This is a genomic window from Curtobacterium sp. C1 (assembly GCF_021049325.1).
Taxonomy (GTDB): Bacteria; Actinomycetota; Actinomycetes; order Actinomycetales; family Microbacteriaceae; genus Curtobacterium; species Curtobacterium citreum.
The window spans coordinates 94,647-119,183 of the sequence record NZ_CP088076.1 but is presented as its reverse complement, the minus strand read 5'-3'; the positions used below and the strand labels follow the sequence as shown (position 1 = coordinate 119,183).

The window sequence follows — 24,537 nt, the reverse complement described above, 5'->3', positions numbered from 1 at the left end:
GTCACGGCGCGGCGCTGAACGCCAGCCGGTCGCCCTCCCGTGCGGCCTGCACCCCGGGCAGGTCGATCGGCCCCTGTCCACGCCAGTCGGTGACGAGCCGGCAGACCTCGAGCGTCTGGGTGCGCGACAGCGTGACGCCGAACTCCCCCTCGACCGCCAGCCGGACGAGTCGCTGCCGGAGCGCGGGCGGGTTCGCGAGGAGCCCCGACACCGACAGCGAGATGCCCGCCTCGGCGTGCTCGGCGAGGTCCTCCGCGAGCTCCTCGGCGAAGTGGTCGAGCGCGGCCGCGTCCTCGCGGAGCTGGTCGGCCGTTCGGGCGAGCGCCTCGGGCACCCCCGCGCCGAGCTCCCGCTCCAGGGCCGGCAGGAGTGTGTTCCGCACCCGCACCCGGGTGAACGCGGCGTCGTCGTTCTGCGGGTCGTCCCACGGGGCCAGTCCGGCGGCGACGCAGGCCTGGCGGGTGGTGTGCCGACGCACCGCGAGGAGCGGCCGGCCGTAGGCCGGTCCCTCCGCCCGCCGCACCAGCGGGGCCATGCCGGACAGGGCGTCCGGCCCGCTGCCGCGCAGCAGGCCGAGCAGCACCGTCTCGGCCTGGTCGTCGAGCGTGTGCCCGAACAGCACCAGGGGCGACCCGGTGGCGGTCGCGACGAGCGCGACGGCCGCGTGGCGCGCCTCCCGTGCGGCCGCCTCCGGACCACCGTCGGACCCGACCGCGACCCGACGGACGGTCACCGGCTCGAGTCCCAGCGACGACGCCTGCCGGGAGGCACGGATCGCCACCGCCTCGCTGCCCGCCTGGAGCGCGTGGTCGACCACCACGGCGCCGGCCCGCAGGGCCTGCTTCGGCGCCTCGAACGCGGTCGCGGCGGCGAGGGCGAGGGAGTCCGCACCACCGCTCAGCGCGACGGTCACGAGGTCACCGTCGTGCACGATCCCGTCCTGCCGGGCCTGCGCGAGCAGGCCGCGGACGGCGCGACGGGTCTCGGCGACGGCGGGGTCGAGCCGGGGGCGCGGAGCGTTCACCCGGTAACGTTAGCCGCGCTTTCGGAACCACCGACAGCCCGATCGACAAACCAGGAGTGCAGACATGGCCGCGTACGACGTCGTCGTCGAGATCCCCAAGGGCAGCCGCAACAAGTACGAGGTCGACCACGAGACCGGTCGCGTGTACCTCGACCGCGTGCTCTTCACGTCGTTCGTCTACCCGACCGACTACGGCTTCTTCGAGAAGACCCTGGCCGACGACGGCGACCCGGTGGACGCGCTCCTCCTGCTCGAGTACCCGACCTTCCCGGGCGTGGGCGTCAAGGTCCGCCCCGTCGGCGTCTTCAAGATGAGCGACGAGGCCGGCAACGACGCGAAGGTGCTCGTCGTCCCGGCGAAGGACCCGCGCTGGGCCCACGTCCAGGACATCGCGGACGTCCCGGAGCAGACCAAGGCCGAGATCGCGCACTTCTTCGAGCGCTACAAGGACCTCGAGCCGAACAAGTGGGTCAAGGCCGAGGGCTGGGGCGACGCCGCCGAGGCCGAGGCGATCGTGCAGGCCGGCCAGGCCGCGTACGTGCCCGCCGGTCACTGACCGCCTGACACCGACGACGACGCCCGCCCTCCGATCAGGAGGGCGGGCGTCGTCGTTCGTCGCGGGGTCGCCGGGATCTGCGCTCGGGGTCAGAGCGAGCCGGTCGGGCGGGCGACGTACGGCAGGAGCTGGCTCGGGGTCCAGATCGCCCGCTCGAGCACGCCGCGCTGCGGGTTCGCCGCCTCGACCATCATCCCGCCGCCGGTGTAGATCGAGTCGTGGTAGGCGCCGCTCACCGAGCCGTTGCTCGAGTAGAACAGGATGTCGCCGGGCTGCCGCTGCGACAGCGGGACGAGCCGGCCGATCGACTGGAAGTGGTTGTACTGCCAGACGACGTTGTGGCCGCCGGTCGCGACGCCCTGGGAGCCGTAGGCCATCATCACGAGACCGGAGCAGTCCCAGACGTTCGGGCCGGCACCGCCGAAGACGTAGGCGTCGCCGATCTGCGCGCGGGCGTAGGCGATGGCGCCGGCGGCCTTGGACGGGCTGCTCTGCACCGGGGTCGGCGCGGGAGCGGGAGCCGGGACGGGCTTCGGCGCGGGAGCGGGCTTGGGTGCCGGTGCCGGTGCCGGGGCGGGTGCCGGGTTGCTCGGCTGGCTCGTGCTCGGCTGGTTCGAGCTGGGCTGGTTGCTGCTCGGCTGGTTCGCGCTGGGCTGGTTGCTGCTGGGCTGGTTCGCGCTGGGGCTCGTGCCGCCGGACGGGGTGTTCGTCGACGGGCTGTTCGACGTGTTCGAGCCGCTCGCCCGGCCACCGGTGGTCTCCGCCGCGAGCTGCGTCTCGGAGCGCTGCGCCTGCTGCGCGTTCCAGTACGCCGTCTCGACGTCGACGCTCGTGCCCTTGAGGAACGCGAGCTGCGCGAGCACCTCGGCCTGCTTCGACTGCTCCTGCTGCACGCGCGTCTGGGCGGAGCTGGCGGCGGAGTTCGCCGCGTCGAGGGCCCGCTCGGACGCCGCCGTCGCCTTCGCGAGCGCGGTCGCCGCCGAGGACTGCTGCGCGGCGAGGGCGTCGACCGTGTTCTGGTCCGCCTGGGCCTGCGCGAGCGCCGTCGCCGAGCGCTCGGACAGCTGCGACATGGTGCCGACGCGGTAGAGCAGGTCCTTCGAGTCCGACGAGTCGACGAGCATCGAGGTCGAGATGTTGCCGCCACCCGTGCGCGACAGCTCGACCATCAGCCCGGCGACCTGCCCGGCGGACTCCTTCGCCCGCTGCGCCGCGCGCTTCGACTGCGCCCTCAGGTCGTCGAGGGTGTCCTTCGCCTGCTGCTGCTCGGACGCCGCCACGGCGTACGCCTGCCCGGCCTGCATCTCGACCACCTGTGCCGCGTCCGCCGTGTCCTGCAGCGACTGCAGCCGACTCGACAGCTCGTCGACGGTCTGCTGCGCGTCGGCCGCGTCCGCCTTCGCCGCTCGGACGTCGTCCCAGCTCGGCGTGGAGGGCGCCGCGTGCGCGGGACCGACCACGACGATCGACAGACCGATGCCGAGTGCTGCGACCATCGCGGTGCAGCCGGTGCGGGTGGCGGACTTCATGGTCAGTGCCTCTCGACGGCGCGCTCGTTCATACCGAGATCCCCCGCGCGGCCATGAAGGGGACCGGGTCGACGGCGGAGCCGTTCACCCGGGTCTCGAAGTGCAGGTGGCACCCGGTCGACCAACCGGTGGAGCCGATCTTCGCGATCTGCTGGCCGGCGGAGACGTGCTGCCCGACGGACACCAGGATGCCGCCGTCGACGATGTGCCCGTACGCGGTGGAGATCCCGCCGCCGTTGTCGAGCACGACCTCGTTGCCGTAGCCGCCGCCGTTGGCCGCGAACGTCACGGTGCCGTCGTGTGCGGCGTAGATCGGCGAGTAGCAGCCGGGCGCCAGGTCGACCCCGGCGTGCAGGGCGTGGGCGTGCGTGTACGGATCGACGCGCCAGCCGAACGGGCTGGTCTGGTACCCGCCCGCGGGACGGACCCAGCCGGACGAGGTCGGGGCACCGCCACCGGAGCCGCCGGACCCGTTGCCCGAGCCACCGCCCTGGTTCGCCGCGGCCTGCGCGGCTGCCGCCTGTCGGGCCTGCTCGGCCGCGATCGCCGCGAGCCGGGCCTTCTCGGCCGCGACGCCCTTCTGGTAGTCCGCCTCGACGTTCTGCTCGTTCGTCGTCAGGAGCGTCAGCTGCGCCTCGAGCCGCGTCTTGTTGTCGTTCTGGGCGTCGACCGCGGTCTGTGCGTCGTCCGAGGCCTGCTGCGCCTGCTTCGCCTTCGCCTGCGCCGCCTCGGCCAGGGCGCCGAGGGCCTGCTTCGCCGACTGCGCCTTGTCCGCCAGGCCCTGGGCGACGCCGCGGTCCTGGGTCGCCTGGGCGTAGATGCCGTCGGCCTGCTCGGTGAGCTTCGACATCGCGCCGAGCTCGTAGAGCAGGTCGCTCGACGAGGACGGGTGCGTGAAGATGTCCGTCGTCACGTCGTCGCCGCTCGCCCGACCGAGCTGGGCGGCGAGCTGCCCGGCCTGCGCCTCGGACTGCTTCGCGGTGCGCTCGGCCTCGTCCGCCTGGGACTGCAGCGTCTGGTGGGTGAGCGTCGCCTCGTCGAACTTCGTCTGCGCCGTCTGGTAGGCGGTGCCGGCGGCCTCGGCCGCCTTCTGGGCGGCGGACGCCTTGGTGGTGAGGTCGGCGAGGAGTGCCTTGATCTCGGTGACCTTCGCCTGCTGGGCGGCCTGCGATGCCTTCGCGGCCTGCACGTCGTCCCAGCTGGGGTAGCTCGTCGCGGACGCCAGGGCACCGAGCGCGCCGGCTGCGAGCGCGACGGCGACCGCGGCGGCGAGGACGCGGCGGCGGGGCAGACGGGAGAACAGGGGTGCAGTCGTCATGAGTCTCGATTTCGTAACAGCGCGGCATGGCTCACGCACGTAACACTGTCAACAGACGCAACAGTAACAACAGGGGTCGCAGCAGGGACACCCCCGTGCGAGGGTGCCTGGCCGTCGACGATGCTCGCACTCCCCCACCGATCGGACCCGTCTCCGCAGCGCGACACGCCGGGGATGCACGTTCCGGGGCGCTCGATTTGTGCATCGCCCGGGGCATCCGTATGCTTGTCCATCGGTAGCGCACGGCGCAGCTTGCGGCCCTATCGTTTAGTGGCCTAGGACACCGCCCTTTCACGGCGGCAGCACGGGTTCGAATCCCGTTGGGGTCACTCCACGTGAGTGAGCAAGCGACCGAGCAACGCCGAGGAGTACACACAAATACACATGGCCCTGTAGCGCAGTTGGTTAGCGTGCCGCCCTGTCACGGCGGAGGTCGCGGGTTCAAGTCCCGTCAGGGTCGCCACGGCTGGATAGCTCAGTTGGTAGAGCGTTCGACTGAAAATCGAAAGGTCCACGGATCGATGCCGTGTCCAGCCACGGTGAAGAGCCCCTCACGAGAGTGAGGGGCTCTTTTGCGTTCCCGGGGGTGTGCTCGAGGCTCGGCCTCGCAGCTCGGCGTGCCGCCGCACAACCGGAAGCACGCCGCGCCGCGCAGTTCCGCGGTGTCGCGTGCTTCCGGTCGTGCTGAGCGACGGAGACCCGCCGCGGGCCTAGGCCTCGCGGGTCTTCGGGCTGCTGTCGTTCGTCTTCGCCGGGTCGCGCTCGACGACCGAACCGAGGGCGTCGTCGATCCGGGACATCAGCTCCGCGGGGATCGTGACCCCGGCAGCGCCCGCGTTGTCGTGCACCTGCTCCGGCCGCGAGGCGCCGATGATGGCCGACGCGACGTTCTGGTTCTGCAGCACCCAGGCGACCGCGAGCTGCGCCATCGACAGGCTGAGCTCGTCCGCGATCGGCTTGAGCTCCTGCACCGCGGTCAGGACCTCGTCGTTCATGAAGCGCTCGATCATCTTCGCGCCGCCCTTGTCGTCCGTGGCGCGCGAACCCTCCGGCAGCGGCTGCCCGGGCTGGTACTTGCCCGTCAGGACACCCTGGGCGATCGGGGACCAGACGATCTGCGAGATGCCGAGCTCCTCGGAGGTCGGGACGACCTCGCCCTCGATCACGCGCCAGAGCGCCGAGTACTGCGGCTGGTTCGAGATGAGCTGGAACCCGAGGTCCTTCGCGAGGGCGTGCCCGGCGCGCAGCTGCTCGGCCGTCCACTCCGAGACGCCGACGTACAGGACCTTGCCCTGCCGGACGACGTCCGCGAAGGCCTGCATGGTCTCCTCGAGCGGGGTCTCGTGGTCGTACCGGTGCGCCTGGTACAGGTCGACGTAGTCGGTCTGCAGCCGCTCGAGGGAGCCGTCGATCGATTCGAGGATGTGCTTCCGGCTCAGCCCGGTGTCGTTGTGGCCCTTCGGACCCGTCGGCCCGAAGACCTTCGTGGCGATCTCCAGGGACTGCCGGCGCTCCCCCTTCAGGGCTTCGCCGAGGACGGTCTCGGCGCCGGTGTTCGCGTAGACGTCCGCGGTGTCGAAGGTCGAGATGCCGACGTCCAGGGCGGCCCGGACGCAGGCGATCGCCGCGTCGTTCTCGACCTGGGAGGCGTGGGTGAGCCAGTTGCCGTACGTGATCTCGGACACCTTGAGGCCCGAGTCGCCGAGGTAGCGGTACTCCATGTGCGTGTCACTCCTGTCGTGGAGCGCGTCGGTGCGCCCCGACCCGTGACGGTAGTCCGCAGTCCTCGTGCTGCGTCCCACCGACCACGTGACGACCGGTACGGTGAAGTACCAGTTCGCGCCTCGGGCAAGACGAAACCCCGGCGATGTGGCACAGGGCCAGGGATCGTTCCGGGGTCTTCGAGCCCAAGGGTACACGGAGGGTCGACGGTGGGGGAAGGACCGATGTCGAGCGGTGACGACGAAGCGCTGCTCGACTTGTTGACGACCGGCCGAATGTCCTCGTACTCCAGCGCGACCGGCTCGCCGTCGGCAGCGCTGCGGCTGTACGAGTGGAACATGCACGCGTCGGCCAGCGTGATGGAGCTGACCGGCATCGTCGAGATCGTCGCTCGGAACGCGCTGGACCGGGAACTCGCGGCGTGGGCTCGGAGGCGCCTCGACACTCCGGAGTGGTTCGGCCGTGCGCCCCTCGACCAGAGGGGCACTCGTGACGTCTCCAAGGCTGAGGATCGATCGCGACGGGCGGGGGCGCCGGGCGAGCACGGTCGGGTGGTCGCCGAGTTGTCCTTCGGTTTCTGGCGATACCTCGTCGGATCGCGTTACCACGCATCGCTCTGGGTGCCCGATCTGCATCGTGCGTTCCCGTACGGACCGCGAGACCTGCGCGCACGGCGGAGAGAGGTCGAACGCCGCATGCGCGAGCTGCACTTCGTGCGCAACCGGGCCGCTCACCACGAACCGATCCACCAGCGCGACCTCGGCCGGGACCTCACGTTCGCGCTCGAACTCCTCGGGTGGGTCCACCCCGTCGCGGCCGAGTGGGCCGCACGGGTGACGACCCTCCGCGCGGTCGTCGATGCTCGACCCGTGACGGTACGCGGCGGCTGAGGGGCAGGATCGCAGGAGCGCGGTGCACAGCAGCACCGCCGGGAGCGAAGGAGCATCCATGTCGGGACCGAGCGTGCTGTTCATCGGCGGCAGCGGCATCATCAGCGCCGCCTGTGTGCGTGAAGCCGTCGAGCAGGGGTTCGACGTGACCGTGCTGAACCGGGGCGAGACGGACAAGCGGCCGATCCCGGAGCGCGTGACGCGCCTCCAGGCCGACGTGTCGGACCGCACCGCGCTGGAAGCCGCGATCGGCGACCGACGGTGGGACGTCGTCGTCGACTTCGTGGCGTTCAGGCCGGACCAGGTGCAGCGCGACGTCGAGGTCTTCACGGGGCGGACGCGGCAGTACGTCTTCATCTCGTCGGCCTCGGCGTACCAGACGCCCGCCACACACCTGCCGATCACCGAGTCGACACCGCTGAAGAACCCGTTCTGGCAGTACTCGCGGGACAAGATCGCGTGCGAGGACCTGCTCGTCGAGGCGTACCGCGAGGACGACTTCCCGATGACGATCATCCGCCCGTCGCACACCTACGACGAGACCCTCGTGCCGTTCTCGGGCGGGTGGACGGTCCTCGGGCGGATGCGTGCGGGCAAGCCGGTCGTGGTGTGCGGCGACGGCAGCTCGCTGTGGACGATCACGCACGCGCGGGACTTCGCCGTCGGGTTCGTCGGGCTGCTCGACCGCGCCGAGGCGATCGGCGAGGCGTTCCACATCACGGGCGACGAGGCACCGACCTGGGACCGGATCGCGCACGAGCTCGCGGCCGCTGCCGGGGTCGAGGACCTGGAGATCGTGCACGTGCCGTCCGATGCGATCGACGCGCTCGACACGGACTGGGGTGCGAGTCTGCTCGGCGACAAGGCGAACACCTCGGTGTTCGACAACACGAAGGTGCAGACGCTGGTGCCGGAGTTCGCGCAGACCACGTCGATCCGGCAGGGTGCGCGGGAGATCGTCGCGTGGTTCGACGCGGACCCGTCGCGGCAGGTGACGGACGAGCGGCTGGACGGCCTGATGGACCAGCTGGTGGAGCGCTGGCGGGTGCGCTGACGCCGGAACAGCCGGAACGACGGACGGGCGCGCCCCGCTCAGCGGCGACGCGGAGCGTTGCGCGGGGCGCGCCGACCGAGCCCGCGAGGGAGGACGTGGCGGATCCGCCTCGTGCCTCCCGTCCGTCGGGTGGTCGCGTCGCGTCAGCGCGCGGCCAGCACCTCGCCGAGGGTCCCGATCGCGAGCCGGACCTCGTCGTCGGTGACGACGAGCGGCGGCGCGAAGCGGATGGTCGACCCGTGGGTGTCCTTCACGAGCACACCGCGGTCGGCCAGGTCGTGCGCGATCTCCTTGCCGGTGCCGAGCGCGGGGTCGATGTCGATCCCCGCCCAGAGCCCGGCCACGCGGTGCGCCACGACCCCGCGACCGACGAGGTCGTCGAGCAGACCGCGCAGCAGCGGTTCGCCGGCGAGCGCCCGCTCCTGGAACGTGCCCTCGCCGAGCATCGCCACGACCTCGGTGCCGACGGCGGCCGCGAGGGGGTTGCCGCCGAACGTCGAGCCGTGCTCGCCCGGACGGAGGACGCCCAGGACGTCCCGGGAGCCGACGACCGCGGACACCGGGACGATGCCGCCGCCGAGCGCCTTGCCGAGGGTGACCAGGTCCGGCCGCACCCCGACTCGCTCGACGGCGAGGGTGTGCCCGGTGCGTCCGAGCCCGGACTGGATCTCGTCGGCGACGAACAGGGCGCCGAAGTCGTCGCAGACCGCGCGCACGGCCGGCAGGTAGTCGGCGGGCGGGATGACGACCCCGCCCTCGCCCTGGATCGGCTCGAGCAGCACGGCGACGACGGTCTCGTCCATCGCCGCGCGGAGGGCGGCCGCGTCGCCGTACGGCACCGTGCGGAAGCCCGGCGTGTACGGGCCGAAGTCGTTGCGGGCGTCGGGGTCGTCCGAGAACGACACGATCGTGGTGGTGCGGCCGTGGAAGTTCCCGGACGCGACGACGATCGTGGCCTGTCCGGCCGGGACGCCCTTGACGCGGTAGCCCCAGGCGCGCGAGACCTTGATCGCCGACTCGACCGCCTCGGCCCCGGTGTTCATCGGGAGCACGAGCTCGGTGCCGGTCAGTTCGGCGAGCGCCGACGCGAACGGGCCGAGCCGGTCGTTCACGAAGGCACGGCTCGTCAGGGTCACCCGGTCGAGCTGGGCCCGGGCGGCGTCGAGCAGCCGCGGGTTGCCGTGGCCGAAGTTCACCGCGGAGTACGCGGCGAGCCCGTCCAGGTAGCGCTTGCCGTCGACGTCCGTCACCCACGCACCGTCGCCGGACGCGATGACGACCGGGAGCGGGCTGTAGTTGTGGGCGAGGGAGCGGTCCTCGACGGCGAGCGCGGCCGAGGTGTTGGTCCCCGTCGCGGTGTGCATCAGGACCGCGCGACGGAGGTGTCGGTGCCGACGGTGTGCAGGTCGAGCGTGCAGCACTTCACGCCGCCGCCGCCGAGCAGGAGCTCGGACAGGTCGACGCCGATCGGGTTGTAGCCCTTCTCGCGGAGCTGCTCGGCGAAGGTCGTGGCGCGCGAGGCGATCACGACGTTGTAGCCGTCGGAGTACGAGTTCAGCCCGAGGATCGCGGCGTCCTCCTCGGTCGCGATGATCGCGTCGGGGAAGCGCTCGCGCAGGATCGCCAGCGAGGGCTCGTCGAACGCGCTCTCCAGGTACGCGATGTTCGAGCGGCCGGAGGCGTCCGGCACCGGGTCGAGGATCGCGATCGCGGTGTCCAGGTGGTAGAAGTTCGGGTTCACGAGCTGCAGCGTGATGACCTGTCGGCCGTAGACCTTCGCGATCTCCTCGTGCGAGCTGCTGTCCGACCGGAAGCCCGTGCCGGCGAGGATGACGTCGTCGATGAGCAGGAAGTCCCCCTCGCCCTCGTTCGTCTCGACGGGCTCGGCGACGCGCAGGCCGGCGTCGCGGAACCAGTCCATGTACGCGGGGCCCTCGGGCTGGCGCTCGGGGTACTGGAACTTCGCGCCGTACGCGACGCCGTCGAGCACGAAGCCGCCGTTCGCCGCGTAGACCATGTCCGGCAGGCCCTCGATCGGCTCGATGTACGAGATGTCGAAGCCGAGCTGCTCGTAGACGTCGACGAGGGACTGCCACTGCTCGACGGCCTTCGACGTGTCGGTCGGCTCCTCCGGGTGCATCCACGGGTTGATCCGGTAGCTGACCGTGTAGTGCGTCGGCTTGCACATCAGGATCGTGCGCTTCGTGGCGACACGGGCCGGTGCTGCCTGCGGTTCGGTTGCGGTGTTCGACATCAGTCCTCCTGGGACCGGGGCCCGAGCCTGCCAGGAACCACCACGGGTGAAGCACTCCGGCGAGACGCAGGCTCACTCACCGCAGCGGACCAGGTCGACGCCGGCTCGATCCTTGCACGACTGACCGCAGCGGAACAGCACCAACACGAGAACCGACGCCGGATCCCCGGCACGAACCGTCCGATCGGTGCAGCAACGGTTCGATCACGCCCTGGCACCCGTTCGGGTGACGCACGATTCCTGCGTCGGACCCACCGGACTCGCAAGAACCGCGCGTACGATTGACGAACATGGATACGCTCGACCACCGCATCCTGGACCAGCTCCGGGAGAACGCCCGCGCCGGGTACGGCGACATCGGGTCGGTGGTCGGACTCTCGGCCTCCGCCGTGAAGCGCCGGGTGGACCGGCTCGTCGCGGACGGGGTGATCCAGGGCTTCACGATCAAGGTCGACCCGGCGGTGGAGGACCGCGGGACCGAGGCCTGGGTCGAGCTCTACTGCCGCGGCACGGTCTCCCCCGACGAGCTCCGCACGCTGCTCGACACCGTGCCCGAGGTCGTCGACGCCGGGACCGTCACGGGCAGCGCCGACGCCGTGGTGCACATGCGGTCGCGGGACCTGTCGGCCCTCGAGCTGGCGCTCGACCGCGTCCGCCTCGCACCGCAGGTCGACCACACCCGCAGTGCGATCGTCCTCTCGAAGCTCGTCAGCCGCGAGTCCGCGTAGGGTCGCGTCCGTGGGACGCGGGACGACGGCCGGGAGGCACGGGGCTGCGCCCGGCACGTCGACGGCGGCCCGCCACCTGGTCACCGCTGCGTCGGTCGCATACCTGGCCAACTGCCTGTGGGGCATGGCGGTCGCCGTCCGCGTCATCCGGACGAAGAAGCTCCGCGTCGTCCACCACGGCCTGTTCGTCGTCACGGCGACCCTGACCGGCGTCGCCGCGACGACCCCGGTGTGGACCCGGGACCGCTCGGCGCTGTTCCTGCTCCCGGCACTCGTCCCGCTCGCCGTCGCCCCGCGCACGAACCCGCGCTCGCGAGCACACTGGAGAGTCGCGGTCGCCGCGGCACCGTCCTACCTGGGGGCGCTGCTCGCACGCGGGCGACCAGGAGGGTGATCCGTGGAGCTGTTCGAGGCGATCCGCCGCCGGCGCACGACGAACGGGGCGTTCCTGCCCGACCCGGTGTCCGAGGAGCACCAGCGGCTGCTCATGGAGCTCGCCGGACGGGCCCCCTCGCAGCTCAACAGTCAGCCGTGGCGGTTCGTCCTGGTCGAGGAGCGCCCGACGATCGAGCGCATCGCCGAGATCAGCGGCCGCTCGATGACCCGCACGATGGCCGAGGGGACGTTCTTCGAGCGGTACCGGCCGTACTTCCGGTTCTCGCAGGCCGAGATGGACGAGCGCCGCGACGGGATGCTCTTCGACAAGCTCCCCGGACCGCTCAAGCCCTTCACGAAGCAGGTGTTCACAAAGCGCGGGCAACTGCTCATGAACACCCTGCGGGTGCCGCACACCCTGGGTGAGGAGAACCGCCGGCTCGTCGCGGGGTCGCCGCTGCTGCTCGGCGTGCTGCTCGACCGCCACGAGTACCGGAAGGAGGAGCTGTCCGGCTTCTACTCGGTGTTCAGCATGGGCGCGGCGATGGAGAACGTCTGGCTCGCGACGACGGAGCTCGGCCTCGGGATCCAGTTCGTGTCGTTCCCGATGGAGACCCCCGGCGCCTGGGCGGAGATCGAGGGGCTCCTGCACGTGCCGGACTCGCTCGAGCTGATGGCCGTCTACCGGATCGGGTACCTGCCTCCCGAGCGCCGCCGCCCCGCGATCGACTGGACCTCGAGCGAACGGAAGCGCGCCTCGCAGTACGTGTTCCGCGGGACCTGCGACACCCCGCAGCAGGGGTGGGACGACGCTCCCCTGGCGACCACCGCCGTGGACGGGAGCGACTCGTGACCGGCGGCCGGTCCGCCGGGGCCGAGCCGGGCCTCCAGGCCGTCGCCTCGGTCGCACCGGCCCTGCGGGGGCGACCGTGGATCTCACAGGACTGGCTCGACGTCGTGTTCGTGCACTGGCGGGTCGACGTGTCCGCGGTCGCGCCGCTGCTGCCGGCGGGTGCGCGACCGGACACGATGGCGCTCGACGGTACCGACGACGGTGCGACCACGTGGGTGGGTCTGATCGGCTTCCGGTTCACCGACACCCGCTTCCCGCCGCTCGGACCGCTCGGGCGGGCCGGCAGCGTCGGTGACTTCGTCGAGGTGAACGTCCGCGTCTACACGCGCGACGACCAGGGCCGACGCGGGGTCGCGTTCCTGTCGCTCGACGCCGGGAAGCTCCTGCCGACGGTCGGCGCGCGCGTCGCGACGGCGCTGCCGTACTGGTGGGCGCGCGCCGAGGTGCGGACCGGTGGCGGACGCGTCGGCTACGCGATGCGGCGGCACGGGACGCACTTGCGGTCGCTGTTCGAGGTCGAGGTCGGCGAGGCCGTGGCGGAGCCGTCCGCCCTCGAGACCTTCCTGACGGCGCGCTGGGGCATGCACGTGCGTCGGGCGGGGGCGACCCGGTACTGGCCGAACGAGCACGAGCCGTGGCCGCTGCACCGGGCGACGCTCCGGACGCTCCGGGACGACCTGGTCGCCGCGGCGGGGCTGCCGTTCGGACTCACCGGGCTCGAGCCGGACTCGGTGCTGTACTCCCCCGGTGTGACGACCCGGTTCGGCCGGGGCCGCTGACGGGCCGCGCCGCGCCGAGCGGACCGCGCAGCGGGGTGCCGCGCGCTGAGCGGGCCGCCCGGTGGGCATGAGTAGCGTCCGACCGGTGAACGACAGCGCGCACCAGCAGGACGTCCGACGCCGGGCGGGGTGGCTCCCGCAGGACCAGTCCGGGCTCGAGGGGTGGCTCCGCGGCCGCCGCGAGCGGCTGGACGAACGCGACCCCGACCGGGTCCTGCACCCGGCCGTCGCCGCGCTGCGGGACCTGGTCGAGGGCGACCCGCTGCTGCGCATGCAGGCGTCCGAGATGATCGCGCAGGTGCCGCAGGGCCGCGCGTACCGGGAACGGCACCTACGCAGCTTCGACGAGTTGCTCATGCTCGTCGACGACGTCGTGACGACGGCTCCGGAGTACAGCGACGAGCAGATGGTGATGACGCCCCTCGACGGCGTCCTCGACTGGACGAAGGCCACGCCGGCCGGCTTCGCCTTCTACCGTGACCCGCGGGTCAACGCGGCGATCCGCGACATCCTGCAGGGCTGGTGCACGTTCCTGGACAGCGAGAACTCGCTCCTGGTACTGGTCGACGAGCCCTCCGGGTGGTTGAACGACTCCGCGCGGCGGGCCCTCGGGATGGACCAGTTCGTGCACGACCCCGACGCCGAGCACTGGGGCTTCCCGTCGTGGAACGCGTTCTTCACGCGGGAGTTCAAGGAGGGCGCGCGTCCCGTCGCGGCACCGGACGACGACGCCGTCGTGGTCAGCCCGTGCGAGGCGACGCCGTACCGGATCGCGAGCGGTGTCCACCGCCGTGACGACTTCTGGATCAAGGCCGAACCGTACTCCGTCGAGGAGCTGCTCGCCGGCGACGAGTCCGTCGACCTGTTCGTCGACGGCACCGTGTGGCAGGCGTTCCTCAGCGCGCTCGAGTACCACCGCTGGCACAGCCCGGTGGCGGGGACGATCGTGCGCGCCTGGGTCGAGCCGGGCACCTACTACTCCGAGGCCGACTCGCAGGGCGCCGACGCCGCGGAGCCGCAGCGGTCGCAGGGGTACCTCGCGCACGTGGCGACCCGGGCGATCGTGCTCGTCGAGGCGGACGACCCGGCGATCGGGACCGTCGCGGTGGTGTTCGTCGGGATGTCCGACGTGTCCTCGTGCGTGATCGGCGAGGGCGTCGAGGAGGGCGCGCACGTCGGCAAGGGCGACGAGCTCGGGTGGTTCCGGTTCGGCGGGTCGAGCGTCTGCGTGCTCTTCGGCCCCGGCGTCGTCGAGTCGTTCTCGCTCGGCGCGGTCCCGCAGGCCCCCGACGAGGAACCCGCCCTGTTGCACGTGCGGTCCCACCTGGCGACTGCCACGCGGCGCACGGACGAGCAGTAGCGTCCGGCCCGGCGCCGGCGCCCACCGGTCGCCGCCGGGGTACGACCCCTGGGTGGTCGCCCGTCGCGCGGTGCGTACAAGGGGAGCATGACGCGTGTGGCTGTGGTGACCGGAGGATCGGCGGGACTGGGACGGGCGACCGTCCGGGAACTCGCGGCACGCGGATGGGACGTCGCCGTCCTGGCCCGTGGTCGCGACGGGGTCGAGGCCGCGGTCGCCGAGGTCGAGGCGGCCGGACGTCGGGGCCTCGCGCTCGTCGCCGACGTGTCCGACCGGCAGGCCGTCGAGGACGCCGCGGACCGGGTCGAGCAGGAGCTCGGGCCGATCGACCTGTGGGTGAACGGCGTCATGGTCGGGGTGTTCGGCAAGTTCCTGGACACCGCGGCCGAGGACTTCGAGCGTGCCCTGCACGTCACCTACCTCGGGTTCGTGAACGGCACCCGCGCAGCGCTGCGCCGCATGGTGCCCCGCGACCGCGGCCACGTCGTGCAGGTCGGCTCGGCGCTGGGCTTCCGGGGCATCCCGCTGCAGGCCGCCTACTGCGGGGCGAAGCACGCGATCGTCGGGTTCACCGAATCGGTGGTGTCCGAGCTCGAGCAGCAGGGCAGCAAGGTGGCGGTGTCCCGCGTGGACATGCCGGCGCTCAACACGATCCAGTTCCAGTGGGTGCAGTCGACGCTGCCGCACCTGGCGCAGCCGGTCGCACCGATCTACCAGCCGGAGGTCGGCGCCCGAGCGATCGCCACGGTCGCCGAGCGGCCCCGCCGTCGGACCTGGGTGGGCGAGTCGACGGTCTACACGATCCTCGGTAACCGCATCAGCGGGCGCTTCGCCGACTGGTACGCGGCGAAGACCCTCGTCTCCGGCCAGCAGGCGCCGCAGAAGGACGGGAACCAGATCGGGGTCAACCTGTACGAACCGGTCCCGGGTGACCACGGCGCGCACGGGGTGTTCGACGACTCCGCGCACGCCTGGTCGCCGCAGACCTGGTGGGTGGAGCACCGTCGGCTCGGCAACGGCCTGCTCGGTGCCGCGCTCGGGATCGCCGGCGCGGTCGCACTCGCCGCCGGACGTCGTCGATGAGCCGGTCGCCGCGGCATCGGTCGGCACGGCCCCGCTCGGCACAGGACGGTCGAATCGTCGAGGTCGTGCGCGCGGTCGTCGGCGTCGCGCACCTGGTGCTCGCGGGACGACGCGGTGCGCCGCACCGGGTCCTGCACGGGGTGCTCGCCGTCCGACAGACCGGGCAGGCGGCGATCACCGCACGGATCGACACGGCCGACGCCCACACCGCCGGTGCGGTCGTGGACGTCCTGCACGGCGCGACGATGCTCCCACTGCTCCTGCTCCCCCGGTTCCGCCGGTTCGCACTCGGTCAGGCCGTGCTCGCGGTCCTGCTCGCGGTCGCCGAGGTCGCGTCGGTCGGGCGCGGACGCCGCTGACGGCAGCGCGCCTTCCGCACAGGGCCACACTCGCGCACGAGGGCACGGCGTAGCGTCCGGGGCATGAGCAACCACGACGAGGGCGTCCAGACCGAACCGGTGATGGACGGCGCGAACGAGGCCACGAACCACGAGAAGCTGCGCGGGCTGATCGAGCAGGTCGACCACGACCACCACGGCGAGGGCGCCGGTGCGATGGCCGACCACCTCCGCGACCGGATGGACGAGACCGGCGTCGAGCACGAGGACGGCGCAGCCACCGAGGACTGACCTCGCGTCCGACGGCGCACGTCCGGCGTGCTCCGGCCGCCTGTTCCGGACCGGAGGCGCGGCTCACGTGACGCGCGCGCGGAACGTGCGCAGGGCCTCCAGTCGGGCGTCGTCGAGTCCCGACGACGCGACGAACCCGTCGACGTCGAACGCCGCCAGCGCTGCGCGGAACGCGTCGGCGACCGTCGTGCCGTGCTCCGCGCAGAGCGCGTCGATGCGGACCTGCTGGTCCGGGACACCGAGCGCCGCCCACAGGGCGGCGAGGTCCGTGGCGCTGACCAGGTGGTCGGCGACGATCGCCTCGGGCTCGACGTCGGCGATCGTCAGGAGGGCGAGCGCGACCATGCCCGTGCGGTCCCGGCCGGCGGCGCAGTGGAACAGCACGCCACCCGGGCCCGCATCTGCGATCGCGGCGAGGGCGGCCCCGGTGCGCTCGGGCAGCTCGCCGAGGTGCGCGCCGTAGTACAGCGGCGTCGCGACGAGACCGTTCTCCCAGTAGCGGTCCCAGAACGCCGGGGCGTCGTCGCGACCGTCGTGGTCGACCGCGACCGTCGTGACCCAGGACGGGCGCGGGTTCTCGTCACGGGCACGCTCGTCGGGCGCCCGGAGGTCGACGATCGTCCGGATGCCGGCGTCGTGCACCGCGCGCCAGCCCTCCGCCGTCAGCCGGTCGACGTTCTCGGACCGGAACACGCGGCCGGTCGGGGTCGTCGTGCCGTCGCGCCGCGGCAGGCCGCCGAGGTCGCGGGCGTTCACGAGACCGTCGGCGACGAGCCGGCGCAGGCTCCCGGACCGGGCGGATCCGGACACGCTAGACACGGAGCGCCGCGAAGGCCGGGTCGACGTCGCCGAAGCGGTGCGCGGTGATCGCGATCGATTGCTCCCGCAGGTAGTGCAGCATCTCGACGACGCCGGACTCGACGACCGGGGCGTCCACCACGTCGACGTCCACGCTCGCGCCGAGGGCTTCCTCGAGCGCGAGGGGGTCGCCTCCGACGATCCGGATCCGGGCGCCCGGGCCGCCGAACGCGGCGGTCGGCGGGCGGTCCTGGCCCTCGGTCTGGGCGAGCACGGCCTCGAGCGCGTCCTGCGGCTCGTCGCCCGTGCTCCAGTCGCTGCGGAAGACGGCGCCGGACGCCGCTCGGCCCAGGAAGTCCTCGTCGGACTCGACCAGGTGGTCGACGACGTCGAGCGGTGACCGGGGTCCGGCGAGCAGCTGGGTGAGGGGGCCGGGCAGGGGGCGTGCCGTGCTCAGCAGGACGTGGGCGCGCGCCGAGGTCGCGGCGACGAGCGTCCGGACCAGGGCACCCGTCGGAGCGCCCTCGGCGTGCCGGACGACGACCGACCGGGGACGCCAGCGGTGCACGTTCCGCTCGATGCCCAGCCCGGTCGGGTCCTGCGAGCGGCCGTACAGCGACTGACGGGCGCGGACGTCGCTCAGGGCGCCGGCGCGGACCTGGTCGAACTCCTCGAACGACAGGCCGCTGCGGGCCGCCTCGATGAGGGTCGTCACGCGCGACGGTAGCCCGGTGAGCTGGATGCTCTTGTGCACGCTGCGCGGGACGGGCTCCCACCGGCCGAGCGTCGCGACGTCGAGCGGACCGCCGGTCTGGGCACCGGGGCCGACCGACGAGGCCTTCCAGCCGCCGGTCGGACGCCGACCCACGACGGCGCCCGTGGTCCGACGGTTGACGACGAGCTCGCCGGCCTGGACCGACGCGACCCAGGTGCCGACCTCGTCGACGTCCAGCGAGTGGAGCCCGGCGACGAGTCCGGAGTCAGGGCCGTTCTGCACCGCGATCGCCTGCTCGAGGGTCTCGACGTGCACGATCCCCAGAACGGGCGCCGCGGCCACGTCGTGGTGGAAGGCGCTGCCCGGACGGACCCCGTCGCGGATGCCCGGCGACCAGAGCCGCCCGGTGTCGTCGAGCGGGGCGGGCTGCACGAGCCACGACTCGCCCGGTCCGAGCTCGGTGAGCGCACGGAGCACCGCACCGCTCGGCTCCGAGACGAGCGGACCGACCTGGGCGGTGGGGTCCTGCGGCCACGCGACCCGGAGCGTCCGGGTGGCGTCGACGAGCTGTCGGCGGAACCGCTCGCTCTCACCGACGGAGCCGACGAGCACGACGAGGGGCGCGGTGGCGCGGTCCTGGCCCGCCTGGCCGAACGCGGAGTGCACGACGTCCTGCGCCGCCTGGTCGAGGTCGGCGCTCGGCGTCACGACGACCGTGTTCCGGCTGCTCGTCGCCGCGGTGAGCGGCAGACCCGCCCGCCACCAGCGGAACGAGCGCGCGGTGTCGGTCGTCCCGGTCAGGAGCACGCGGTCGACGGTCGGGTGCGCCACGAGGTCGCGGCCGAGCTGGTCGACGTCGAGGTCGACGAGCTGCAGCAGGGAGTGCGGGACCCCGGCGTCCCAGAGCACGTCGGCGAGCACCGCGCCGGAGCGTCCCGCTCGCGGCGAGGGCTTGAGGACGACACCGCTCCCCGCGGCCAGCGCAGCCGTGACCCCGGCGGCGGCGATCGCGACGGGCGCGGTCCAGCTCGGGACGACGACGGTCAGGCGCGGGGGCACGAAGCGGGCGCCGTCGCCGTCGAGCCCGGCGAGGTGCCGTGCCCGGTCCGCCGCGTGGTGCGCGAGGTCGACCGCCCGGGTGACCTCGGTGTCCGCCTCGGTCAGGGTCTTGCCGGTCTCGGCGACGAGCACCTCGACCAGGTCCGCACGACGGGCCGCGAGCTCGTGGCCGATCAGGTCGAGGAGTTCGGCGCGGTCGCCCGGGTCCTGGCGACCCCAGTTCACGCCGGCCTGCGCGGTGCGCGCGACGATCCGCTCGAGCTTCGACCGGTCGGCGGTCCGGGCGCCGCGCAGGGTCTGCACCCCGAGCCGCGACGACGGCACCCGGCCCAGGACGTCGGCGGCCCACGCGCGGTTGCCCGGGGTCGAGGGATCGGTGTCGGCAGCGTTCTCGAAGGCCGTCCGGATCGTCGGGCTGCCCAGGGGCTGTCGGCGGTCCTGGGTGCGGTGGGTCGCGGGCACCGGCTCGTCGAGGGCGTCGAGGGCCTCGCGGTGCCGCGCGGCCTGCTGCTCCAGCGCGTGGGGGTCGATCGGCCCGGCGCCGATCGCGGCGACGAAGTGCTCGGGGCCGGCGTTCTCCTGCAGGCGTCGGGCCAGGTAACCGATGGCCGCGTCGAAGTGGTCCGGCTGCACGACCGGCACGCCGAGCACGATCGGCCCGACGTCCTGGCGCACGGCGTCGGTCGTGCCCGTGCCCATCCCGAGCAGCATCGCGACCCGGACCCCGTCGGCCACCCCGCGCCGGCCGGCGAGCAGCCACGCGGTCGCGAGGTCGAACAGGTTGTGACTGCCGACCTCGACCCGAACGGCGTCGATCCGCTCCGGCGTCAGTGCGGCGTCGAGCAGCCGGAGGTACGCGGTGTCGGTCTCGCGCTTGGACCCCCACGTGGCGAGCGGCCAGCCGCGCAGGACGGACTCGACCCGTTCGGCGGGGAGTTCGGCGCCCTTGACGAGCCGCACCGTGACGGGAGCCCCGCCGCGTGCCCGACGCTCCTGCGCCCACGTCGTCAGGTCGTCGAGGGCCGCCGCGGTGTCCGGCAGGGCGGCCTGGAGCGTGATCCCGGCCTGCAGACCGGTGAACTCGTCGCGGTCGAGCAGCGCCCGGAACACCGCGATGGTCAGGGCCTGGTCGGCGTGGAGACCGGCCTGCAGGGTGACCGTGCCGGCGGGACGGCCGAGGGCGATCGGGGCGGCAGCCGCCCGGAACAGCGGCACGAGCCGGTCGACCGCGCGCTCGACGGTCCGCTCGGGGGCCCACGGCGCGAGCTGCGGCACGACGCTGCGCAGCGAGACCGCCACGCGGTCGACGTCCGGTCGTTCGAGCAGCTCCACGGTCGCCTGCAGCCGTCGGTCGCTCTCGGCGCTGCCGAGGACGGCGTCGCCGAGCAGGTCGACCTCGACCAGGGTGCCCGCGCCGCCGACCTTCGCCAGGGCGGACCCGAGCTTGGCGGGGGTCGCGTCGACGACGAGGTGCCCGGCGACGCGACGCAGGATCCGGCGCGCGGTCGGCACCACGGCCCACGGCGCCATCGTCGCGAAGCCGCCACCGAGGGTCACCGCGCCGCGGAGGTACCAGGCCAGGTCCTCCGGCACGTCCTGGCTGACCTGCTCGAGCGTCCGTGCCGCGACCCGCGGGTCCTCCGGCCGGACCACCCGGTCGAGGAAGCCGCGGGTGAAGGCGAGGCCCTGCTCGTCACGGAGCACCTGGGCCAGTCGGGCTGCACCGGCGTCGGGCTTGCGTCCCGCGGACGCCGCCGTCCACCGTCGCACGAGGGCGACGGCGTCGTCGGTGCAGTCCTGCAGTCGCGCGCTCGGCATGCCCCTGATCGTATGCCGAGCCGCCGACGCCACCTCGGAGCGTGCTGGACGTGCCGTGGAGGTCGTCCGGACGGATGATCCTGGTGGACGCCGACGCGCCGGTGGATACGCTGAGCGGCATGTCGACGGAGGGCAGCGGTGACCACGACTGGGCCACCTGGGACGCGTACCACGACGCCTGGCGACGGCTCGACCGGGCCCTCGACCGGGCGGTGCAGGAGGGGGCGGGGATCTCCGTCCCCGAGTTCGAGATCCTGATCGGCCTGCACCGCGATCCCGAGCACCGCCTGCGGGTCCGCGACATCTCGACGGGCATCGGCTGGGAGAAGTCGCGCGTCAGCCACCAGGTGACGCGCATGGTCGCGCGCGGCCTGGTCGTCCGCGCCGACTGCCCGCAGGACGGGCGCGGCAGCTGGGTGGAGATGACGCCGGACGGGCGGCGCGCGGTCCTCGCCGGGATCCGCGCGCACACGGGCGCGCTCGAGGAACTGTTCTGGAGGCCCGTGGGGACGGACGCGGACACGCTGCGGTCGGTCAGTGCGCGCCTGGACGAGGCCGTCGGCCCCGACGATCACGAGGGTCCCGCCGCCGACTGAACGGCACGACGGACGCCCCGGCGGTTTGTACATCAGTACTGCAGTTCTACGAGTCAACCTCTACCGTCGTGATCGCGGAGTCCAGCGCACTCCGGTTCACCAGCGAAGGAGTTGCCCGTGTCGTTCCGCGCTGCGCGTGAGGGCCGAGCAGCAGTGAAGATCCTGACCGATCTCACGTTCTCGATCACGGTCGCGGGCTTCCTCCTCGCCTCGAGCTCAGCGCTGTTCGCTGCCACGCTCGACACCCCTGCCCGCCCACTCGGTGTCCTCGCCTCCGGGGTCGCCGTCGGACTGAGCGGGATCTACGTCGGCACGGTCGCGCGACTGCGTCACGCGCGCCGACACGGAGATCGGGCCCGCTAGCAACGACGACCCGCTCGATCGCGGGCCTCCCCGGCGCAGCCGGGGAGGCCCGCGATCCGTCAGAGGTGCACGTCGGCCAGGACGCCGGACTCCCCGCGGAGCCGGACCTCGACGGTCGCGATCTCGTCGCGGGGGATGTCGGTCGAGGCGGAGAGCCCGCGGGCCTCGGCGCCGGCGGCCGACCACGACGCCACGGTCTGCACGGTGCCGTCGGTGCGGACCACCACGAGGTCGTACATCACGGAGCCGTCCGACGACCACTGCTTGCCGCCGTAGGAGCACCCCCAGTCGAAGCGCGTGCCCCACTGCTCCCCGCTGACCGCGAGGTCGACGTCGAGACTCTGCGAGCCGGTCATCGTGTAGCGGTCCCCCGGGCCGGCGGCGGTCGGCGACGCACCGGCCTGGACGGTACCGCGCTCCCCCGCCGTCCCGACGGCGAGCCCGCCGAGCACGGCGGCGACGACCGCGAGCCCCGCGGTGGCCGCGACCCAGACCCGGCGACGACGACGGCGGTGCCGGACGCGGTGCGCGACGGAGGCGAGGGTGCCCGCGGAACCGGTGTCCTGCCTCCCGTCCGGTTCGGCGATCTCGATCGCCTGGTCGGCGGGCAGCTTGCCCAGCAGGCCGGGCAGACCGACCAGCTCGGCGACCGCTGCGGTGCAGCGGGGGCACGACTCCAGGTGCCGCTCGTACTCCAGCCGCTCGTCGGCGGGCAGGGAGCCCAGCACGTAGGCGGCGTCCCACTCGGCGTAGCGGTCGTGCGCGGTCGGGTCCACGCTCATCGGGTCACTCCTCGTTCCTGCAGGGCGAGCCGGAGGGCTCGCAGCCCGTAGTGCAGCCGCGACTTCGCGGTGCCCTCGGGGATGTCGTGTCGTCGGGCGATCTCGGGGACCGTGTGCCCCAACCAGTAGGCGTCGACCACCACGCGGCGGTGCTCGGCACTCAGCGATGCCAGTGCGTCGGCGACCACGATGCGGTCGAGGACGGCGTCGGTGCGGTCGGCCTCCGCACGGTCGACCGGGTGTTCGGAGCCCTGCTCGCGTCGGTTGCGGGCGGAGCGGGCGTCGTCGACGACCAGGTTGCGGGCGACCGTGAAGAGCCAGGCGCGTGCGCTGTCCGGCGCGAGCTCGAGGACGGCCGGACGCTGCCACGCGCGGACCATGGTCTCCTGGACGACGTCCTCGACGATCGAGCCGTCCCGCGTCAGGTGCCGGACGTACCGCGTGAGCGCGTCACCGTGCTCGCGGTGCAGCGTCGCCAGCAGTTCGTCAGCGGGACGGCCCGTCATCGTCACTTCCCCAGGTCGAGGGAGAACTCGACGGAACCCTTGTCGTCGACGGTGACGAACCCGAGCGACGGGGCCTGGACGCCGTAGTCGGCGAAGGTGATCGGCACGCTGCCGACGACCTGGACGGTGCCGCCCTGGCCGACGGCGACCTGCGCGTCGGCGGTGACGGGCTTCTCGACGCCGTGCAGGTCCATCGTGCCGGTGAGGGTCACGTCCTGGGCGGTGCCGTCGAGCGCCTTCGAGACGTCGACGGGCTGGGTGAGCGTGAACGTCGCGGTTGGGAACTTGGCGGTCTCCAGCGCCTTGTCGCGGAAGTACGCGTCGCGGGCGGCCTCCGGCGTGCTGATCTTGCCGACCTGCACGGTGACCTCGGCCTTCGTGAGGGAACCGCCGGCGACCTCCGCCGTGCCCTCGACGTCCTTCGTGCGACCGACCACGTTCACATCATTCCCCTGCAGGACCTCGTGCACGCGGTACCCCGCATAGGACGTGCCCTTGCTCGTCCAGGTGCCGTTCGCCTCGTTCGCGGTGAGCGACCCGGCGGCGCCGGACGCACTCGCGCTGAGGGAGGGTGCGGCTGCGGCCTGGCCGTTGACCGTGTTCGCGTAGATGACCGGGCCGGCGATCGCGGCGGCGGCCCCGATGACGACGACGCCCGAGGCGATGCCGATGATGACCTTCGTACGTGTGCGGAGTCCCATACCCCGACGACGAGACGGGGCGCCGGATCGTTCAGATCTCGTCGGAGCAGTTCTCGTCCGCCGGGGCGGCGGTCGCTGCTCCGGGCGCGCGAACGGCGCCGTCCCTGGAGGGGCGACGCCGTTCGTGTGGTGCGGTGCGGTGGTGTTCCGCGGGGGTGTTACTTGATCTGTGCGGTGATGGTCGCGGTCCCGACGAGGAGACCACCCTTGACCGCGTCGGTCTTGAAGGTGCTGTTGAGCAGCTTCGCGGCGTCGTCGGAGACGTGGACCGTGGTGCCGGTCAGGATCGCGTTGTCACCCTCGAGCTGCAGCGGCTTGAGCGTGCCACCGTGCAGCGAGAACAGGTACGCGTTCGACGCTGCGACCTGGCCGTTGACCAGCACGTCGCCGTAGAGCTTGGACGAACCCGGGTTCACCACGAAGTTCTCCAGCGTCACCGTCGTGTCACCGGCCTTGAGCGTCAGGCCCGAGTCGTCGTGGTTCAGCAGCCCCTGCACGTACGGACGGTAGTTGCCGTCCGGCGACCAGTACGTCACCGAACCGGCCGTGATCGGGAACGACACCGACCCGTTCTCCAGCTTCGCGTTGCCCGACACGCCCGGGGTCAGGCCCAGCGAGGTCAGCGCGTCGGTGAAGCCCTTGTCCAGCGCGACGGCGGTGTTGCCGCCCTTGACCTCCGGCACCGACGCGACCGGGCCGGGGATCTTCGACGAGGACGAGGAGACGGTGTGGACGGTGCCGTCGGCCTGCGCGGCGGACACACCGAACGCGGCCCCACCGAGCACCAGGGCGCCCGTGGTGGCGAGGGTGATCGAGGTCTTCAGGCTCTTACGCATGAGTTCGTTCCTTTCGTGGTCGCGCTCGGCGCGATATCTCTGTATGCGCGCCGAACACACCCCACATGGGGGTGGAGAACCAGCTGGCTGCGGCTGGTGAGCGCCCCGGGATTTTCCCGGCTGTTGCATCTGATTCGGGAGCCTACGGAGATCGGTTTGGCCGAATTCAGCGACGTTACCGTTCTGTTACCAAACCGGGGGACGAAGGC

General features: G+C 72.6%; 25 protein-coding genes and 3 tRNA genes. 16 read left to right on the top strand and 12 right to left on the bottom strand.

Annotated features, from left to right (window positions below; translation table 11 throughout):
- Position 1: 1 nt before the first annotated feature.
- Entirely contained in the window at positions 2-1,024 is a 1,023-nt protein-coding gene (gene tilS / locus LQK89_RS00625) for a tRNA lysidine(34) synthetase TilS (protein ID WP_231049823.1), read from the bottom strand.
- Positions 1,025-1,088: 64 nt separating this feature from the next.
- Here tilS and LQK89_RS00620 point away from each other — a divergent pair, with 64 nt between their 5' ends.
- Positions 1,089-1,580, top strand: a complete 492-nt coding sequence (locus tag LQK89_RS00620) for an inorganic diphosphatase (RefSeq protein ID WP_058742464.1) — start codon at positions 1,089-1,091, stop codon at positions 1,578-1,580.
- A gap of 89 nt (positions 1,581-1,669) precedes the next feature.
- Here the strand turns inward: LQK89_RS00620 and LQK89_RS00615 are convergent, their stop codons facing one another.
- Positions 1,670-3,109, bottom strand: coding sequence for a C40 family peptidase (locus LQK89_RS00615; RefSeq protein ID WP_231049822.1), 1,440 nt, complete (start codon positions 3,107-3,109; stop codon positions 1,670-1,672).
- Positions 3,110-3,137: 28 nt separating this feature from the next.
- The gene (locus LQK89_RS00610; protein ID WP_231049821.1) at positions 3,138-4,427 is read right to left on the bottom strand and encodes a M23 family metallopeptidase; all 1,290 of its coding nucleotides are present in this window, start codon (positions 4,425-4,427) and stop codon (positions 3,138-3,140) included.
- A gap of 256 nt (positions 4,428-4,683) precedes the next feature.
- Here LQK89_RS00610 and LQK89_RS00605 point away from each other — a divergent pair.
- The 3 genes from LQK89_RS00605 to LQK89_RS00595 all read left to right on the top strand — a co-directional run bounded on the left by LQK89_RS00605 (position 4,684) and on the right by LQK89_RS00595 (position 4,964).
- Positions 4,684-4,756: transfer RNA gene (locus tag LQK89_RS00605), tRNA-Glu, on the top strand.
- 57 nt (positions 4,757-4,813) lie between these two features.
- Positions 4,814-4,890: transfer RNA gene (locus LQK89_RS00600), tRNA-Asp, on the top strand.
- Between the two features lies 1 nt (position 4,891).
- Positions 4,892-4,964: transfer RNA gene (locus tag LQK89_RS00595), tRNA-Phe, on the top strand.
- A gap of 173 nt (positions 4,965-5,137) precedes the next feature.
- On the opposite strand, the gene LQK89_RS00590 is transcribed toward LQK89_RS00595, so the two are convergent.
- Positions 5,138-6,148, bottom strand: a complete 1,011-nt coding sequence (locus tag LQK89_RS00590) for an aldo/keto reductase family protein (RefSeq protein ID WP_058741621.1) — start codon at positions 6,146-6,148, stop codon at positions 5,138-5,140.
- Between the two features lie 210 nt (positions 6,149-6,358).
- Between LQK89_RS00590 and LQK89_RS00585 the strand changes: the two genes are divergently transcribed.
- A complete protein-coding gene (locus LQK89_RS00585; protein ID WP_231049820.1) occupies positions 6,359-7,039 on the top strand; it encodes a hypothetical protein in 681 nt (226 codons plus the stop codon).
- A 58-nt stretch (positions 7,040-7,097) separates the two neighbouring features.
- The gene (locus LQK89_RS00580) at positions 7,098-8,093 is read left to right on the top strand and encodes an SDR family oxidoreductase (RefSeq protein ID WP_231049819.1); all 996 of its coding nucleotides are present in this window, start codon (positions 7,098-7,100) and stop codon (positions 8,091-8,093) included.
- 143 nt (positions 8,094-8,236) lie between these two features.
- Here the strand turns inward: LQK89_RS00580 and rocD are convergent, their stop codons facing one another.
- Complete coding sequence (gene rocD / locus LQK89_RS00575; RefSeq protein ID WP_175326179.1) at positions 8,237-9,457, bottom strand: ornithine--oxo-acid transaminase; 1,221 nt, start codon at positions 9,455-9,457, stop codon at positions 8,237-8,239.
- On the bottom strand, positions 9,457-10,347 hold the full coding sequence (ddaH, locus tag LQK89_RS00570; protein WP_231049818.1) for a dimethylargininase: 891 nt from the start codon (positions 10,345-10,347) through the stop codon (positions 9,457-9,459). Before ddaH ends, rocD begins: the two co-directional genes overlap by 1 nt.
- Before the next feature lie 290 nt (positions 10,348-10,637).
- Here ddaH and LQK89_RS00565 point away from each other — a divergent pair, with 290 nt between their 5' ends.
- The 8 genes from LQK89_RS00565 (at position 10,638) to LQK89_RS00530 (ending at position 16,154) form a co-directional block, all read left to right on the top strand.
- Positions 10,638-11,075, top strand: coding sequence for an Lrp/AsnC family transcriptional regulator (locus LQK89_RS00565; protein WP_058741615.1), 438 nt, complete (start codon positions 10,638-10,640; stop codon positions 11,073-11,075).
- A gap of 10 nt (positions 11,076-11,085) precedes the next feature.
- Positions 11,086-11,469 (top strand): hypothetical protein, encoded by a 384-nt coding sequence (locus LQK89_RS00560; RefSeq protein ID WP_231049817.1) that lies wholly within the window; start codon positions 11,086-11,088, stop codon positions 11,467-11,469.
- 3 nt (positions 11,470-11,472) lie between these two features.
- On the top strand, positions 11,473-12,303 hold the full coding sequence (locus LQK89_RS00555; RefSeq protein WP_231049816.1) for a nitroreductase family protein: 831 nt from the start codon (positions 11,473-11,475) through the stop codon (positions 12,301-12,303).
- On the top strand, positions 12,300-13,082 hold the full coding sequence (locus LQK89_RS00550) for a YqjF family protein (RefSeq protein WP_231049815.1): 783 nt from the start codon (positions 12,300-12,302) through the stop codon (positions 13,080-13,082). The genes LQK89_RS00555 and LQK89_RS00550 overlap by 4 nt, the downstream gene beginning before the upstream one ends.
- 85 nt (positions 13,083-13,167) lie before the next feature.
- On the top strand, positions 13,168-14,442 hold the full coding sequence (locus LQK89_RS00545; RefSeq protein ID WP_231049814.1) for a phosphatidylserine decarboxylase family protein: 1,275 nt from the start codon (positions 13,168-13,170) through the stop codon (positions 14,440-14,442).
- 87 nt (positions 14,443-14,529) lie between these two features.
- The gene (locus LQK89_RS00540; protein ID WP_175326184.1) at positions 14,530-15,525 is read left to right on the top strand and encodes an SDR family oxidoreductase; all 996 of its coding nucleotides are present in this window, start codon (positions 14,530-14,532) and stop codon (positions 15,523-15,525) included.
- A 65-nt stretch (positions 15,526-15,590) separates the two neighbouring features.
- Positions 15,591-15,884 carry a hypothetical protein gene (locus LQK89_RS00535; protein WP_231049813.1) on the top strand — a complete coding sequence of 98 codons (294 nt, stop codon included), beginning with the start codon at positions 15,591-15,593 and terminating at the stop codon, positions 15,882-15,884.
- Positions 15,885-15,947: 63 nt separating this feature from the next.
- Positions 15,948-16,154, top strand: coding sequence for a hypothetical protein (locus LQK89_RS00530; RefSeq protein ID WP_058741608.1), 207 nt, complete (start codon positions 15,948-15,950; stop codon positions 16,152-16,154).
- A 63-nt stretch (positions 16,155-16,217) separates the two neighbouring features.
- Here the strand turns inward: LQK89_RS00530 and LQK89_RS00525 are convergent, their stop codons facing one another.
- Together LQK89_RS00525 and LQK89_RS00520 are read right to left on the bottom strand one after the other, a co-directional pair.
- Positions 16,218-16,964, bottom strand: coding sequence for a tyrosine-protein phosphatase (locus LQK89_RS00525; protein WP_231049812.1), 747 nt, complete (start codon positions 16,962-16,964; stop codon positions 16,218-16,220).
- Position 16,965: 1 nt separating this feature from the next.
- Positions 16,966-20,544 (bottom strand): bifunctional proline dehydrogenase/L-glutamate gamma-semialdehyde dehydrogenase, encoded by a 3,579-nt coding sequence (locus LQK89_RS00520; RefSeq protein WP_231049811.1) that lies wholly within the window; start codon positions 20,542-20,544, stop codon positions 16,966-16,968.
- A gap of 119 nt (positions 20,545-20,663) precedes the next feature.
- Between LQK89_RS00520 and LQK89_RS00515 the strand changes: the two genes are divergently transcribed.
- Positions 20,664-21,140, top strand: coding sequence for a MarR family winged helix-turn-helix transcriptional regulator (locus LQK89_RS00515; RefSeq protein ID WP_175326187.1), 477 nt, complete (start codon positions 20,664-20,666; stop codon positions 21,138-21,140).
- A 117-nt stretch (positions 21,141-21,257) separates the two neighbouring features.
- The gene (locus LQK89_RS00510) at positions 21,258-21,503 is read left to right on the top strand and encodes a hypothetical protein (protein WP_175326188.1); all 246 of its coding nucleotides are present in this window, start codon (positions 21,258-21,260) and stop codon (positions 21,501-21,503) included.
- Between the two features lie 59 nt (positions 21,504-21,562).
- On the opposite strand, the gene LQK89_RS00505 is transcribed toward LQK89_RS00510, so the two are convergent.
- From LQK89_RS00505 to LQK89_RS00490, 4 genes are all read right to left on the bottom strand, one after another.
- The gene (locus LQK89_RS00505; protein WP_231049810.1) at positions 21,563-22,285 is read right to left on the bottom strand and encodes an anti-sigma factor family protein; all 723 of its coding nucleotides are present in this window, start codon (positions 22,283-22,285) and stop codon (positions 21,563-21,565) included.
- Positions 22,282-22,791, bottom strand: a complete 510-nt coding sequence (locus LQK89_RS00500) for a sigma-70 family RNA polymerase sigma factor (RefSeq protein WP_114850614.1) — start codon at positions 22,789-22,791, stop codon at positions 22,282-22,284. The genes LQK89_RS00505 and LQK89_RS00500 overlap by 4 nt, the downstream gene beginning before the upstream one ends.
- A gap of 2 nt (positions 22,792-22,793) precedes the next feature.
- The gene (locus LQK89_RS00495; protein ID WP_231049809.1) at positions 22,794-23,492 is read right to left on the bottom strand and encodes a YceI family protein; all 699 of its coding nucleotides are present in this window, start codon (positions 23,490-23,492) and stop codon (positions 22,794-22,796) included.
- Positions 23,493-23,650: 158 nt separating this feature from the next.
- Positions 23,651-24,328: a hypothetical protein gene (locus LQK89_RS00490; protein WP_058741600.1), complete on the bottom strand. Its 678-nt coding sequence runs from the start codon at positions 24,326-24,328 to the stop codon at positions 23,651-23,653.
- Positions 24,329-24,537: the final 209 nt, after the last annotated feature.